9 protein-coding genes are annotated in these 14,728 nt (G+C 49.2%); 4 read left to right on the top strand and 5 right to left on the bottom strand.

Going from position 1 to position 14,728, the window contains the following annotated elements; genetic code table 11:
* Positions 1 to 4: 4 nt before the first annotated feature.
* The 4 genes from pruA to BXO87_RS17405 all read left to right on the top strand — a co-directional run bounded on the left by pruA (position 5) and on the right by BXO87_RS17405 (position 5,700).
* Positions 5 to 1,552, top strand: coding sequence for an L-glutamate gamma-semialdehyde dehydrogenase (gene pruA / locus BXO87_RS17420; RefSeq protein WP_071181519.1), 1,548 nt, complete (start codon positions 5 to 7; stop codon positions 1,550 to 1,552).
* Between the two features lie 91 nt (positions 1,553 to 1,643).
* Complete coding sequence (gene putP / locus BXO87_RS17415) at positions 1,644 to 3,098, top strand: sodium/proline symporter PutP (RefSeq protein WP_076851418.1); 1,455 nt, start codon at positions 1,644 to 1,646, stop codon at positions 3,096 to 3,098.
* A gap of 157 nt (positions 3,099 to 3,255) precedes the next feature.
* Positions 3,256 to 4,491 carry a proline utilization transcriptional regulator PutR gene (putR, locus tag BXO87_RS17410; RefSeq protein ID WP_003156600.1) on the top strand — a complete coding sequence of 412 codons (1,236 nt, stop codon included), beginning with the start codon at positions 3,256 to 3,258 and terminating at the stop codon, positions 4,489 to 4,491.
* A 198-nt stretch (positions 4,492 to 4,689) separates the two neighbouring features.
* Positions 4,690 to 5,700: an NAD(P)/FAD-dependent oxidoreductase gene (locus BXO87_RS17405; protein ID WP_076851417.1), complete on the top strand. Its 1,011-nt coding sequence runs from the start codon at positions 4,690 to 4,692 to the stop codon at positions 5,698 to 5,700.
* Positions 5,701 to 5,754: 54 nt separating this feature from the next.
* Here the strand turns inward: BXO87_RS17405 and cobA are convergent, their stop codons facing one another.
* From cobA to nirB, 5 genes are all read right to left on the bottom strand, one after another.
* On the bottom strand, positions 5,755 to 7,194 hold the full coding sequence (cobA, locus tag BXO87_RS17400; protein ID WP_076851416.1) for a uroporphyrinogen-III C-methyltransferase: 1,440 nt from the start codon (positions 7,192 to 7,194) through the stop codon (positions 5,755 to 5,757).
* Positions 7,195 to 7,260: 66 nt separating this feature from the next.
* Positions 7,261 to 7,581: a nitrite reductase small subunit NirD gene (nirD, locus tag BXO87_RS17395; protein ID WP_076851415.1), complete on the bottom strand. Its 321-nt coding sequence runs from the start codon at positions 7,579 to 7,581 to the stop codon at positions 7,261 to 7,263.
* Positions 7,582 to 7,601: 20 nt separating this feature from the next.
* Complete coding sequence (nasD, locus tag BXO87_RS17390) at positions 7,602 to 10,019, bottom strand: NADPH-nitrite reductase (RefSeq protein ID WP_071181520.1); 2,418 nt, start codon at positions 10,017 to 10,019, stop codon at positions 7,602 to 7,604.
* A 119-nt stretch (positions 10,020 to 10,138) separates the two neighbouring features.
* Positions 10,139 to 12,271, bottom strand: coding sequence for an assimilatory nitrate reductase catalytic subunit NasC (gene nasC / locus BXO87_RS17385; RefSeq protein WP_076851414.1), 2,133 nt, complete (start codon positions 12,269 to 12,271; stop codon positions 10,139 to 10,141).
* Entirely contained in the window at positions 12,264 to 14,591 is a 2,328-nt protein-coding gene (gene nirB / locus BXO87_RS17380) for a nitrite reductase large subunit NirB (protein WP_038456915.1), read from the bottom strand. The genes nasC and nirB overlap by 8 nt, the downstream gene beginning before the upstream one ends.
* Positions 14,592 to 14,728: the final 137 nt, after the last annotated feature.

Raw genomic sequence — 14,728 nt, 5'->3', positions numbered from 1 at the left:
GACAATGACTACACCTTATAAACACGAACCATTCACGAATTTCCAAGATCAATCGAACGTTGAAGAATTTAAGAAAGCGCTTGCGAAGGTAAATGAGTATCTGGGAAAAGATTATCCGCTCGTCATCAACGGTGAAAAGGTAGAGACGGAAGCGAAAATCGTATCCATTAACCCTGCAGACAAAGAAGAAGTCGTCGGAAAAGTGTCAAAGGCGTCCCAGGAGCACGCTGAGCAGGCGATTGAAGCGGCTGCGAAAGCGTTCGAAGAGTGGAGATACACATCCCCTGAAGAAAGAGCGGCCGTTCTGTTCCGCGCAGCTGCCAAAGTCCGCCGCAGAAAGCACGAATTCTCCGCCCTGCTCGTCAAGGAAGCGGGAAAACCTTGGAACGAAGCTGATGCGGATACGGCGGAAGCCATCGACTTTATGGAATACTACGCGCGCCAGATGGTTGAATTAGCAAAAGGCAAGCCGGTCAACAGCCGCGACGGCGAGAAGAACCAATATGTCTACACACCGACCGGCGTAACGGTCGTCATTCCGCCATGGAACTTCCTCTTTGCGATTATGGCGGGAACGACGGTGGCACCGATCGTAACGGGCAACACGGTCGTTCTTAAACCGGCAAGCGCGACACCGGTCATCGCGGCGAAATTCGTAGAAGTGCTTGAGGAATCAGGTCTTCCGAAGGGCGTTGTCAACTTTGTGCCGGGAAGCGGAGCGGAAGTGGGAGACTATCTCGTCGATCACCCGAAAACAAGCATCATTACGTTTACGGGATCACGTGAAGTCGGTACGAGAATTTTCGAACGCGCGGCGAAAGTGCAGCCGGGCCAGCAGCATTTAAAGCGTGTTATCGCTGAAATGGGCGGTAAAGATACGGTTGTTGTCGATGAGGACGCGGACATTGAATTGGCGGCTCAATCCATCTTTACATCAGCATTCGGCTTCGCGGGACAAAAATGTTCTGCAGGTTCACGTGCAGTTGTCCATGAAAAAGTGTATGATCAAGTATTGGAGCGCGTCATCGAAATCACTGAATCAAAAGTGACGGCAAGCCCTGACAGCGCTGACGTGTATATGGGACCTGTCATCGACCAAGGTTCTTACGACAAGATCATGAGCTACATTGAAATCGGAAAAGAAGAAGGCCGTTTAGTAAGCGGCGGCACCGGAGATGATTCAAAAGGCTACTTTATCAAGCCGACGATCTTCGCGGACCTCGATCCGAAAGCCAGACTCATGCAGGAAGAAATTTTCGGGCCTGTCGTGGCGTTTTCTAAAGTATCAAACTTTGATGAAGCGCTGGAAGTGGCCAACAATACTGAATACGGTTTGACAGGCGCGGTCATTACAAATAACCGCAAACATATTGAACGGGCGAAACAGGAATTCCATGTCGGCAACCTGTACTTCAACCGCAATTGTACGGGAGCGATTGTCGGCTACCATCCGTTCGGAGGCTTCAAAATGTCCGGCACTGATTCAAAAGCGGGCGGCCCGGATTATTTGGCCCTCCACATGCAGGCGAAAACAATCAGTGAAATGTTTTAAGAGGGACTGAATGGGCATCCTCCTCGCGGGGGGTGTCCATTTCACCATAAACCTATAAAGCGGAGGAGGAAATGCCATAGCAAACATTCAGTTGATTATTTCCATTTGTATTTATATGGCGGGCATGCTGTTTATCGGTTATTTCGCCTACAGACGGACGTCGAATCTGACGGATTACATGCTCGGTGGGCGTTCTTTAGGCCCTGCCGTCACAGCGCTCAGCGCGGGAGCGGCGGATATGAGCGGATGGCTCTTGATGGGGCTTCCTGGCGCCATGTTCTCGACGGGATTAAGCGGCGCTTGGATAGTAATCGGACTTGTGCTCGGGGCTTGGGCGAACTGGCTTTTCGTGGCGCCGAGGCTGAGAACGTATACCGAAAAAGCGGGGAATTCCATCACCATTCCGGGTTTCCTTGAAAACCGTTTCGGTGATCATACGAAGCTTCTCAGACTGTTTTCGGGTCTCGTCATTCTCGTCTTTTTCACTTTTTACGTATCATCCGGCATGGTGTCCGGAGGTGTCTTATTCAACAGCATTTTAGGGTGGGATTACCACACCGGCCTGTGGGCCGTGACAGGCGTCGTTGTCGCCTACACCTTGTTCGGGGGCTTTTTGGCGGTAAGCTGGACGGACTTTGTCCAAGGGATCATCATGTTTGCGGCGCTTATTCTCGTGCCGATTGTGACGATTTTCCATACGGGCGGCCCGGGGGAAACCGTTGCCGATATCCGTTCCGTCAACCCGGAACTGTTTAATATGTTCAAAGGGACCACCGTCCTTGGCATTATTTCTTTATTTGCGTGGGGGCTCGGCTATTTCGGGCAGCCGCATATTATTGTGCGCTTTATGGCGATCACATCTGTGAAAGAGATCAAACGCGCCAGACGGATCGGAATGGGATGGATGATTTTGTCTGCACTCGGCGCGCTGTTTACGGGTCTTGCGGGAATCGCGTATTACCACCAGCGCGGGTTGAAGCTGGATGATCCGGAAACCATTTTTATTCAGCTCGGCAATATTCTGTTCCACCCGATTATTACGGGATTTCTCATTTCTGCGATTTTAGCGGCCATTATGAGTACGATTTCGTCTCAGCTGCTCGTTACGTCCAGTTCTTTAGTGGAGGACTTGTATAAGTCCATGTTCAGGCGTTCAGCTTCTGATAAGGAACTCGTATTTCTGGGGAGAATGGCAGTGCTTGCGGTGTCAATCGTCGCTCTGGTGCTCGCCTGGGAGAAAAACAACACGATACTTGGTCTTGTCAGCTATGCATGGGCGGGATTCGGCGCTTCATTCGGGCCGGTCGTACTGCTCAGTTTATTTTGGAAACGGATGACGAAATGGGGGGCACTCGCCGGCATGATTGCGGGAGCGATTACCGTAATCATTTGGGCGAATGCCGGTCTTTCAGACTTTTTGTACGAAATCATTCCGGGCTTTGCTGTAAGCCTTGCCGCTGTATTTGTCGTCAGCTTATTGACACAGGCTCCGTCAAAAGATGTCACAGATCAGTTTCATGACTACCGTGATACACTTTCTCAATAAAAGCAAGGAACGAGAGGAAGAAGGGACCGCCCTTTTTCCTCTTTTCACGATACAGGCTTTCGGATCATTCCGTTTTGGGAGTATATGAATTTTTTTCTATACAAAAAGTCACCCCTCAGAGTATGATAAAGATAAAAAGAGCATAGGAGAAATAGGTATGGAAGAGCTTTTAGAGAGAGTTTTTTCATTTACGGACATTGATAAATTAATTGATTTCATCAGTTATGAATTGCAGAAGCCCGTTATTCTGGAAAGCGCGGATTTCTTTTTGCTTGCCTATAATTCTTATTACATTAATCACTTCGACTCCGCCAACCAGCAGACGATATTCTCAAAAAAATGCCCCGTGCAGATTTTTGAAAGGTTTCTGAAGGACGGGGTGATCGAAAAGCTGAAAACCGTTCCTGAACCGTTCCGTGTCGAAAAAATAGACAGTATCGGACTGAATCAGAGAGTGGTTGTAAGCGCAAAACATAAAGGGGAAGTGATGGGCTACATCTGGATTCAGGAGCTCGACCGAAACTTGACGGACGAGGAGCTCGATTTTTTATATGAAACTTCATTCCATGTCGGAAAAATCATCTACAAAACGAACCGGCTGAAACAGGAAAAAGAAGAGAGAGCGGAAGACCTGGTGAAACGGGCGATCTTTCAGCAATTCTCCTCTGAAAAGGAGTTCAGGCGGGAAGCGGAAAAGATGAACGCCGTGCTGCCGTCGGTTTTTTCGGTAGTCGTCCTGCATGCCGCAAATGGGGATGGGGAGGCAGTCGAAGATGTAAAGGAAAATATCAAATCGTACTTGAATTTGCGGGATAAAGTCAGTCACGTCTTAACCATTGATTCCAATATTGTCATCGTCGTCGCAAGCTTCTCGCAAAAAAGCTCCGGCACTTCGGCAGCATCTGAATTCATCCACAAACTGCTGACTCATTTTCACTTTCAGAAGATCCCCACTCCCATCTATATCGGAATCGGCAATGAATACAGCAGCATCCTGAAGCTCGGCAAAAGTTATATAGAAGCCCTTGAAGTTATAAAGGCCGCCGAAATTACCGGAAACCAGGAAAATATCCCGTACGAATACAGTAAGCTCGGGATTTACCGCTATCTTGAAAGCATCGAAGAAAAAAACGCCTCACTGGAATATGTAAACGATGATTTAGCGTTATTAAAAGCCAAAGACAGAGAAAGCAGCACCGAACTGCTGAAAACGTTAGAAATCTATCTCCTCAATAACTGCAAAACAAAACCAGCCGCAGAACAGCTTTTTATTCATCAAAACACATTGAACTACCGCATCAAACAGATTCTTGACATGACATCAATTAATTTAAACGACTTCAGGACAAGGTGCCAGCTGTATCTCGATATCATGCTGATGAAAAAGAGATAAAAAAGAAACCAGTCGCCGTACTGGTTTCAGTTTTAATACCTTCCCGCTTATCAATCTCAGAACCTCACTTCTGAATCACTCCTTTCCCGCAAGATGAGAAATGAATAAACACTGCTCCTCCATATGTGTTATACTTTCATTGATATTGATTCTCAATTAAAAATGTATGAAGTATAGATATAAACGGGAGGCAGAACGATGGCGGAAAATCATGAGGTGTACGACGTCACGATTATAGGCGGAGGCCCGATCGGCCTGTTTGCGGCTTTTTATTGCGGGATGCGGGAGCTGAAAACGAAGGTGATCGAGTTTTTACCGCGGCTCGGAGGGAAGGTGTCTATGTTTTTCCCTGAAAAAATCATCCGTGATATCGGCGGAATACCCGGGATTGCCGGGGAACAGCTGATTAGGCAGCTGAAGGAGCAGGCGGCGACATTTGAGCCGGATATCGTGTTGAATCAGCGGGTGACCGGATTTGAACGGCTGGAAGACGGAACCATTGTGCTCGAAAGTTCCAAAGGGGAAAAGCACTATACGCGCACGGTGATTTTGGCCGTCGGCATGGGGACGCTTGAGGTCAATGAACTTGACAGCGCGGATGCGAGCCGGTATTCAGGAAAGAACCTTCATTATAAGGTGGAGAAGCTTGATGCGTTTCGAGATAAGCATGTCGTGATTTCCGGAGGGGGAGATACCGCGGTTGACTGGGCGAATGAGCTGGAACCGATTGCGGCGTCTGTTACCGTTTTGCACCGCCGTGAGGAGTTTGGCGGTTTGGAAAGCAGCGTGGCGAAAATGAAGCGGTCTTCCGTGCGGGTGCTTGCGCCGTATCGTCTGAAGCATCTCAATGGCACCGGGGAACGGATCGAGAGCGTCACCGTTTGTCAAACTGAGTCCGGACTTTCTGAAGTCATCAAGCTTGATGAGCTCATTATCAACCACGGGTTTAAAATTGATCTCGGTCCGATGAAGGACTGGGGGCTTGAGATAGAAGAAGGCAGGATTAAAGCTGACAGACATATGCGGACGAATCTTCCGGGCGTGTTTGTCGCCGGTGACGCCGCCCATTATGAAAGCAAGCTCAGATTGATTGCCGGCGGTTTCACGGAGGGGCCGACCGCCGTGAACAGCGCCAAAGCCTATTTGGACCCGCAGGCGGATCAGATGGCGATGTATTCGACTCATCATAAAAAATTGGTGACACAATAAAAAAGGGCTGACCCCCGATGTTGAGCCCGGGGGTCAGAAAAGCATTCCGGCGTATCAGCTGTGAACGAGCATGTCTTTCATTTCATTTCGTATAAACGCAAATAACTGTTCCTGATTTTTCACGGCGGTAAACCCGCAGCCGGCGGGGACGTCTTCGCCCATGCAGATGACGGGAGGGCGGTTTCCTGATGGATTCGGTGATATGCCGATTTGTTTTCCGGCGCTGATCAAATGCTGAGCGGATTCTTTGCCCGTACAGATAATCATTTGCAGAGGAGACTCACTGATCGTGCGTTCGATCATGGAAGTGAATCGCTCATCCGAGATATGTTCATGGGTGATATAAAACGGGCATGATTTTGAGTCTGGCAAGTTTTCTGCTGCTTGACGGCTCCCTACAATGAGAGAATGCGGAGAATCATTTTGCCATTCGGATAGGAGAAAGCCCCGTTTTGTCAGTTCCGTCTTTGCGGCTTCAGTCGCTGCATTCAGGCTTGCGGTCACCCGGCGGATGTCGATCTGCTTGAAAGCCAGTGTGTCAAAGAATTCGCATACCGCAAGGCGTGATGTGAAAAATAGTTGTTCAAAGGTGCTGATCTGTTTCAGGATGTTTTCGTTTGCGGGCATTTTTTTAACGATCCGCTTCGGCCATTCAATAACATCGGCGCCATACTCGCGCAGCTTGTCTGTCAATGTATGTTCATCATCGCCATGAGTGACCACCATGATATGCCGTCCGATGAACGGTTTGCTTTCAAACCAGCTGTGTGTTTGAAAATTGACAATATCACCAATGACGATAATGGCAGGGTTGGTGATGTTTTGGCTTTGAACTTTGTCATGGATATCCTGAAGCGTTCCTTTAACACTCCGCTGCCGCCCCCACGTTCCCCATTGAATGACGAGTACGGGAACGGAAGGGGATTTTCCGTACTCCATAAGCTTCCGGCATATAAATGACAGATTTTTAACGCCCATGTAAAACACAAGCGTTTGAACGCTTCGGGCAAGCCCTTCCCAGTCGAGATTCGGCCTGCCTTGCAATGATGTATCATGAGCGGTGATCATCGCGAAGGACGAAGCGAAATCACGATGGGTAACGGGGACTCCCGCATATAGCGGCGCTGCAATTCCCGAGGTGATGCCGGGCACCATTTCGTAGCGGATGCCATGCTGATGAAGCGCCTCTGCTTCTTCGCCGACCCTGCCGAACACACTTGGGTCTCCGCCTTTCAAGCGGACGACGGTGTAGCCCTCCGCCGCTTTTTCTATCAGCAGGGCATTTATCTCAGACTGTTTCATAAAATGGCGGTCGGGCAGCTTTCCGCAATAAATGAACCGGCAGTCCGGTGAGGCGTATTCTAGAAACTTTGGGTTTGCGAGCCGGTCATACAAAATGATATCCGCTTTCTCCAGAGCCTGTTTTCCTTTTACGGTGATCAGCCCCGGGTCTCCTGGTCCGGCACCGACAAAATATACGATTCCGTTTTTCATGATGGCGTCATCCCTTCAGCAATTTAAAAAATGAAGGACCACTTGAAAAAGTGATCCGGTCTTTGATCAATACAGGAGGTATACATTCTCTCCTTCGATCAGTGTTTCGTATGTTTTGACACAGCCATGGTCCGGCTCTTGGACTTTTCCGTCTCCTAAGGAGATTTTCCAGTCATGCATCGGGCAGAAGACGTATTCTCCGCTGACGATGCCTTCAGCCAGGACGCCTCCTTTATGGGGACAGCGGTTTTCGACGGCGCGGACGTTCCCGTCAGAAAGCTTAAATACGGCAAGCTCTTTATCTTCTATATATACGGTTTTTCCTAACTCCTCGGGTAATTCGTTTACTCTGCCTATGCAAACCTTTGTCATATCTTTATTAACCATGTCCGTTCCCCCTTACTGTTTTATGAAGTCGTGACGACATTTTCGAATAGATCTTTAGATGCTTTTTTATCTTTAAGAAAGTATTGCCACGGATCTTTGTGGACAGAGAGTGTCTCATTCATTCTGTCGTTGAGCTCCTGCCGTTTTTCCGGATCGTTTAATACGGATTGGACATGAGATAAACCGACGCGCTCAAGCCATGCGGATGTCCGCTCCAGATAGTTTGCCGTTTCTCTGTAGTACTGAAGGTAAGCACCCGCGTATTCTAAGACTTCTTCATTCGTTTTTACTTTCATCAGCAAATCACCGGCGCGCAAATGGGTTCCGCCGTTTCCGCCGACATAAAGCTCCCAGCCCCCGTCGATGCCGACAACGCCAAGGTCCTTAATGCCTGATTCCGCACAGTTCCGAGGGCAGGCGGACACGGCCATTTTGACCTTATGAGGCGTATTGAGCCCTTCGAATTTTTTCTCAAGCGCAATACCCAGTGCCATGGAGTCTTGCGTGCCGAAGCGGCAGAATTGTTCGCCTACGCACGTTTTTACCGTGCGGAGTGTTTTTCCGTACGCATAGCCTGACGGCATATCAAGCTCGGCCCATACTTTCGGCAGATCTTCTTTTTTTACGCCGATGAGATCAATTCGCTGGCCGCCGGTCATTTTAACGAGCGGGATCTCATATTTGTCGACGACATCGGCGATCTTGCGGAGATCTTGAGAGTTGGTTACGCCCCCGTACATCCGGGGAACGACTGAGTATGTTCCGTCCTTTTGAATATTGGCGTGCATCCGTTCGTTCACAAAACGGGATGTTCTGTCATCCTCGTATGTAGCCGGATTAATCATGCCTAAGTAGTAGTTGAGGGCAGGACGGCATTTGGAGCAGCCTTCCGGCGTTTTCCAGCCGAGCACGTTCATGATTTCTCTCGTATGTGAGAGCCCTTTGGCTTTGATTTCTTCTACAACTTCATCTCTCGACAGTGAGGTACAGCCGCAAATCGCTTCTTTTTGCGCGGATGAGTCAAATTCTGAGCCCAGTGTATATTGAAGAATGTCTTCTACGAGCGGTTTACAGCCTCCGCAGGAACGGGATGCCCCGGTGCATGCTTTGATTTCGTCCGTTGATGTGCAGCCTTTTTCCTGAATGGCTTGAATAATCGCGCCTTTTGAAACGCCGTTGCAGCCGCAGATGATTTCATCGTCGCTCATTGCCGCGGTCATGCTTGCGCCTGCTTCCTGATCAAGAGGCTGTAAGATTGATATTTTGGAGGTTTCAGAGATATCTGCTTCTTTTTGAATCATAGAAAACAGGCGGTTGCCTTCGCTGCTGTCTCCGAACAAAACAGCGCCGACAATTTGATTGCCCCTCAGGACGATTTTTTTATAAATGCCGTCCTGTTCATCGAACACTTTTATTGCCTTTTTGTCCTCTGATTCATCAAAGTCGCCGGCAGAGAAGACCTCGACGCCTGATACCTTTAATTGAGTGGAGAGAACGGAGCCTTCGTACGGTTTTGTTTCAATGCCGCAAATATGCTTGGCCAGCACTTTTGCCTGTTCATAGAGCGGCGCCACAAGACCGTATGCGATTCCGCGATGCTCGGCACATTCACCGACCGCGTAAATGTGCGGAATTTCAGTCTGCATATAATCGTTGACAATGATTCCGCGGTTTACCGGGATGCCGCTTTCTGTGCCAAGCTGTGTATTCGGACGGATGCCGACCGCCATGACGACCAGATCAGCTTTGATGCTTGTGCCGTCTTTGAAGCGTACGCCTTCGACACGGTCAGTACCGAGAATTTCTTCGGTTTGTTTTTCAAGGAAAAAGGTCATGCCTTGTTTTTCTAACTCGTTTTGCAGCAGGCGTCCCGCCGCTGCGTCAAGCTGGCGCTCCATCAGGAATGGGGCGAGGTGGATGACAGACACGTCCATGCCGAGATTCAGCAGTCCGCGCGCGGCTTCCAAACCCAGCAGTCCTCCGCCGATGACGGCTGCTTTTTTATATTGTTTTGACGCGGCGAGCATCGTGTCGGTATCTTTTATGTCTCGGAATGCCGTGACGCCTTGTTTGTCTGCGCCCGGAATCGGAAGGATAAAAGGGACAGAGCCTGTCGCCAGGATGAGTTCATCGTAAGGCTGGATTCTGTCTGCATCGGTGATGACGGTTTTGTTTTCCGTGTCAACTTTGATGACTGTTTCACCGGTGTACAGCTGAATGTTGTTTTCTTTGTACCAGTTCCAATCGTTTAACGTAATGTCTTGAATGTCGGTATCGCCTTGCAGCACTTTTGACAGAAGGATTCGGTTATAGTTGGGATGAGGTTCGGCCCCGAATATTGTAATCTCAAATTCATCTTTTGAAACACGCAGTATTTCTTCAATCGCTCTTACCCCGGCCATTCCATTTCCAACAAGGACTAGCTGTTTTTTTCCCATCAGATGATCCGCTCCTTATCTTTGTTTTTTTCAGCGTAGCACAGCAAAAACAAATATTTAAGATGCATGTTATGAAATGTAACAAAAAATACGAAAAAATCTAAAAATTTTATGAAAAATTAGATAGGGCTGATTCGTACCGCACACATCTTAAAACCGGGCATTTTACAGTCCGGATCGAAGGCTTCACCAATTAAATCGTTGACGTTTTGCGTGTCAGACCAATGGATGGGGACAAACAATGTGTCTTTTCGTACGTTCTCCGACCATCTGCTCCGGACGGTGATGCTGCCCCGGGGGGATTCTACTTTCACGAGAACACGGTCTTCGATATGATAGGCGGCTGCCGTTTTTGGGTGGATTTCCACAAAGGATTCGAAATGTCTTGCAGCCAGGGCGGAGCTTTTTCTCGTTTGGACACCCGTTAAGTAGTGAGACATCACCCTTCCCGTGGTTAAATAAAGCGGATAGCCGGCGCTCGGCTTCTCTTTCGGGACGGCCGGTTCATTTGGAATCACGCTTAATTCAGCTCTGTGATCGGGATGGGCAAATGAGTGCTCAAACAATCGCCCGGTTCCGGGGTGATCCGCTTCAGGACATGGCCACTGAATGCCGCCTTCCCGCCTGAGCCTGTCATAGGTGATGCCAGCGTAATCAGCAATTCCGCCGCGGCTCGCTTCTCTCAGTTCGTTAAAGATTTCCTCCGCCGACGTATAGGGAAAATAATGCCCTTTACCAAGAGCCGAGGCAATGTCACAGATGATCTGCCAATCATGTTTCGCTTCTCCGGGGCAGGTGCGGCTCGCTTCTCTTAATGTCACGCGGCCTTCTACATTTGTCATCGTGCCTTCGTCTTCCAAATAAGAGGAGGCGGGTAAAATCACATCTGCGAATGCCGCGGTCTCAGAAATAAATAAATCAACTGCGACAAAGAATCTCAGTTTCTTGATTGCTTGCTTGACGAAATTCGCATTTGGGCCGGAAACAGCCGGATTGGAACACATGAGAAACAGTCCTTTGATGTCGCCGCTAGCTATTTTTTCTATCATTTCATAGGCTGAGACGCCTTTTCGCGGCAGCTCATCCTGATGAATCCCCCACACCTTCGCAATATACGCCCGGTGTTCTTCAATTTCGATAGAACGGTAGCCCGGAAGCTGATCCGCTTTTTGGCCGTGTTCTCTCGCGCCTTGTCCGTTGCCTTGACCGGTAATCGCCCCGTAACCTGAGAAGGGCTTGCCGATTTTTCCCGTGATCAGCACCATATTTAAGAAAGCTTTCACCGCCGCGGTACCGTCAGTCTGCTGTTCGATCCCCCGCGCTGTAAACAGCATGCCGGATGTTTCCTTGGCAAACTTCACGGCGGCCTTTCGCATATGCTCCAAAGGAACACTTGTCTGCTCGGAGATCTCTTTCAGATCCAAAGCGTCGGTATGCCGTTTGAGCTTATCGAATCCGTTTGTACGGGTGCGGATAAAGTCTTTGTCTGTAAGCTGTTCGTCAATGCAGATTTTGACGAGTCCGTTTGCCAGGGCGGCGTCTGTGCCGGGCTTGATTTTCAGGTGAAGATCGGCTATTTTGGTCGTCGCCGTTTCCCGGGGATCAATGGCGATAATGTAAGCCCCGTTTTCTTTCGCTTTATCAAAATACGGCATGATCGTCGGCTGGCATTCCGCGATATTGGTGCCTGCCAGGATGATGACGCGTGTATGCGGAATGTCCGATAATGGATTCGTCAGGCCCCTGTCCGCGCCGAATGTCTGGCCGGCCGCCGTTGCTGCGGCAGACATACAGAGCCGCCCGTTGTAATCGATGTATTTCGTCTGTAAGCCGACCCGTGCGAACTTTCCAAGCAGATAGGCTTCTTCATTTGTAATTGAGGCGCTCCCGTAGACGGCCATCGCATCATTGCCGTGTTCGGTTTGAATCAGATTGATTTGTTCCTTTATGCGATTCAGCGCTTCAGCCCAAGAAACAGGCACAAATTCACCGTTTTTTTTAAGCAGGGGGCGTGTAATGCGGGAAGAGTGCACGGCATGCTGATGGGCATTCACGCCTTTTGTACATAAACGGCCATGTGTCGTCGGATTATCAATGCCGATTGCAGTGTATTTCTTTCGTGCTGCGAAGGTTTGTTCCGTAAGCTGCATTTTGCATTGCATGCTGCAGAACGGGCATTGCGTCTCATATGTTTTTTCCGATTGAATATCTTGCAGTTTGTCACGGAAATAACGGAGCATCGGTTCAGTCAAAAAGCTTCATCCTTTCGTATGGCGTTTTCCCGGCAGACAGGTTTTGCAGCAGGGATATGTCTGAACGGAGATTTTTCAGAAGCTGTGTCCGCATATCTTCTTCAAACAGCATTTCTCTGATATGGACGAGGCCGAGTCTGTCAACCCATTGGTAAATCGCTTCGTTGTAGTGAGCCGTTTCGCGATAATACTGAATAAGGCCTTTCGTCATAGCGGCGGTACTGTCTTCGTTATTCGTCACACAAAAAAGGCTGCCGGCGCGAGCTTGTTTTCCGCGGACGCCCCCGATATAAATCTCCCAGCAAGTTTGTGTCTGAAGCGCGCCGATATCCTGAATGTAAGCATCGGTGCAATTGTTTTCACATGACAAGCTGACGGATACATAAGCGGGTACGGCAAGCATGTCGGTATCTCGTTCAATCCTGCTTGCCAGCTCTTGAAAGGAGCGATGCTGTCCGCACGTACATGATCTGATTTGAATCGTCCAGCGGTGCCGGGGGGAGAAAACCGGCATGTTCAGTGCTTTTCTGATGCTTGCAAGGTCATTTGGCCTGATTCCGGAAAGCCTCAGCCGGTGACTGTCAGTCATCGAAACGCCGGGGATGCCGTATGCTTCGATGACGTCTGCGATGTTTTTGAGCTCTGCCGCACTTGTCAGTCCGCCGTACATTTGCGGAATCAGGGTGTATGTCTCTTCTGCTGATATTTCATTGAACTGCATAAAATCAGGCCGCGTCCTTTCCAGGTAATAGTGAAGCGCCGGAATACAAATGCGGCAGCCGTTTTCTGTTTTCCAACCGATCTCTTTCATTACCTCGGCGGCATCAGTGAACGGACGGCGCCGAAGTTCCGCGATGACTTCTTCTTCCGTCAAATCGGTGCAGCCGCAAAACGAAGGCTGGCGGGAGGGTTTTGTGTAATCATCGCTCGCCATATACTTCAGCAAGTCTTCAACGAGCGGCCTGCATCCTCCGCAAGACCCGGACGCTTTTGTCATGTGCTTTACTTCCTCCGCGGTTTTTAAGCCATATTTGTTCACCGCTTCTTCAATGGAGCCCTTGGTCACTGAGCTGCATTGGCAAATGGTTTCATGGGAAGGCATGGATTCAAAGGATATACCGCCTTGATCCGGTTCCATGAGCTGTTTTTTCACGATGGAAATATCTCTTTGCTTCACAAGACTGTCGAGAAGCCGCTGTTTACCGCGCGTGTCCCCGAATAAAATAAAGCCGGCCGGTTTATCGTCCTCAAAGAGCGCTTTTTTGTAGATGCCTGCATGCTCATCATGGAACAATATGCCGGCTGTGTGCTCATCCTCGTGCACCTTTCCTGCCGACCATACATCAATACCGGCTATTTTTAAGGCTGCAGATTGTGCAAAGCCTTGAAACCCTTCGCACGGGACGCCGCATAGATGCTGCGCGAGCACTTTTCCCTGTTCATAAAGCGGCGCCGCCAATCCGTATACAATCCCGTCATGCTCCGCGCATTCACCGACGGCATACACATTCGGTTTGTTCGTCTGCATGAATTGATTGACGATGATTCCTCGGTTCACTGAAAGTCCGGCAGATGCAGCCAATCGGATATTGGGCCTCACACCGGCGGCCATGACAATCAGGTCTGCTTCTATGGAAGAACCGTCTTTGAAACGGATGCCTTCCGCCCGTGAGTTTCCTGTAATGGATGCCGTGTCTTTCTCTAAAAGAAAGACTAAGCCTTTTCGCTCCAGTTCTTTTTGCAGCAGATGGGATGCCGTTTGATCAAGCTGTTTTTGCATAATGACGGAAGAGTGGTGAATGACGCTGACGTCCATGCCGAGCTGCCGTAAGCCGACGGCCGCTTCAAGACCTAATAAACCGGCGCCGATGACCGCCGCCTTTTGATACCGGCCGGCCGCATTGATAAGGGATTGGCAGTCCTCTATTGTCCGAAAGCCGCAGACGCCTTCTTTCTCTGCTCCGGGTATGGGGAGAATATAAGGAGAGGAGCCAGTTGCAAGGATGATTTGATCGTAAGTCATGCTGCGCTTTCGATCCGTTGTGACAACCTGCCGTTCTGTATCAATGTGTACAACCGTTTCCCCCGTGTAAAGCGTAATTCCGTTTTTTTCGTACCATTCGCGGCTATTCAGCGTAATGTCATCAAGCGAAACCTCACCTTGTAAAACGGAGGATAAGAGAATGCGATTGTAATTGGGATGAGGTTCGCTTCCGAAAATGACAATCTCAAACATGTCACGGTTCATCTTTAAAATATGTTCAATACAGCGGATTCCGGCCATTCCGTTCCCTGCTGCAATTAATCGTTGTTTCTTCATTCGCCAAACCTCCTTTGCAGCTGCCTGTAAGATTGCTTCTCTATGAGAAATTATGGCACATTGCCTGATTAACGCATTAAATGTGTCGCATTATCTTACACATGTCTTTTCCGGTGAATGCCGGTCATATATTCTTG

Origin of the sequence: Bacillus sp. GZB, assembly GCF_001975995.1 — a bacterium.
Taxonomy (GTDB): Bacteria; Bacillota; Bacilli; order Bacillales; family Bacillaceae; genus Bacillus; species Bacillus velezensis.
The sequence above is the reverse complement of the archived record's forward strand: the minus strand, read 5'-3'. Positions and strand labels throughout refer to the sequence as shown.

Excerpts from the sequence above, each read along its gene's own strand:
- nirB (WP_038456915.1), bottom strand. The coding sequence starts at position 14,591 with ATGAAGAAACAACGATTAATTGCAGCAGGGAACGGAATGGCCGGAATC.
- cobA (WP_076851416.1), bottom strand. The coding sequence starts at position 7,194 with ATGAAAAACGGAATCGTATATTTTGTCGGTGCCGGACCAGGAGACCCG.
- pruA (WP_071181519.1), top strand. The coding sequence starts at position 5 with ATGACTACACCTTATAAACACGAACCATTCACGAATTTCCAAGATCAA.
- BXO87_RS17405 (WP_076851417.1), top strand. The coding sequence starts at position 4,690 with ATGGCGGAAAATCATGAGGTGTACGACGTCACGATTATAGGCGGAGGC.
- putR (WP_003156600.1), top strand. The coding sequence starts at position 3,256 with ATGGAAGAGCTTTTAGAGAGAGTTTTTTCATTTACGGACATTGATAAA.
- nirD (WP_076851415.1), bottom strand. The coding sequence starts at position 7,581 with ATGGTTAATAAAGATATGACAAAGGTTTGCATAGGCAGAGTAAACGAA.
- nasD (WP_071181520.1), bottom strand. The coding sequence starts at position 10,019 with ATGGGAAAAAAACAGCTAGTCCTTGTTGGAAATGGAATGGCCGGGGTA.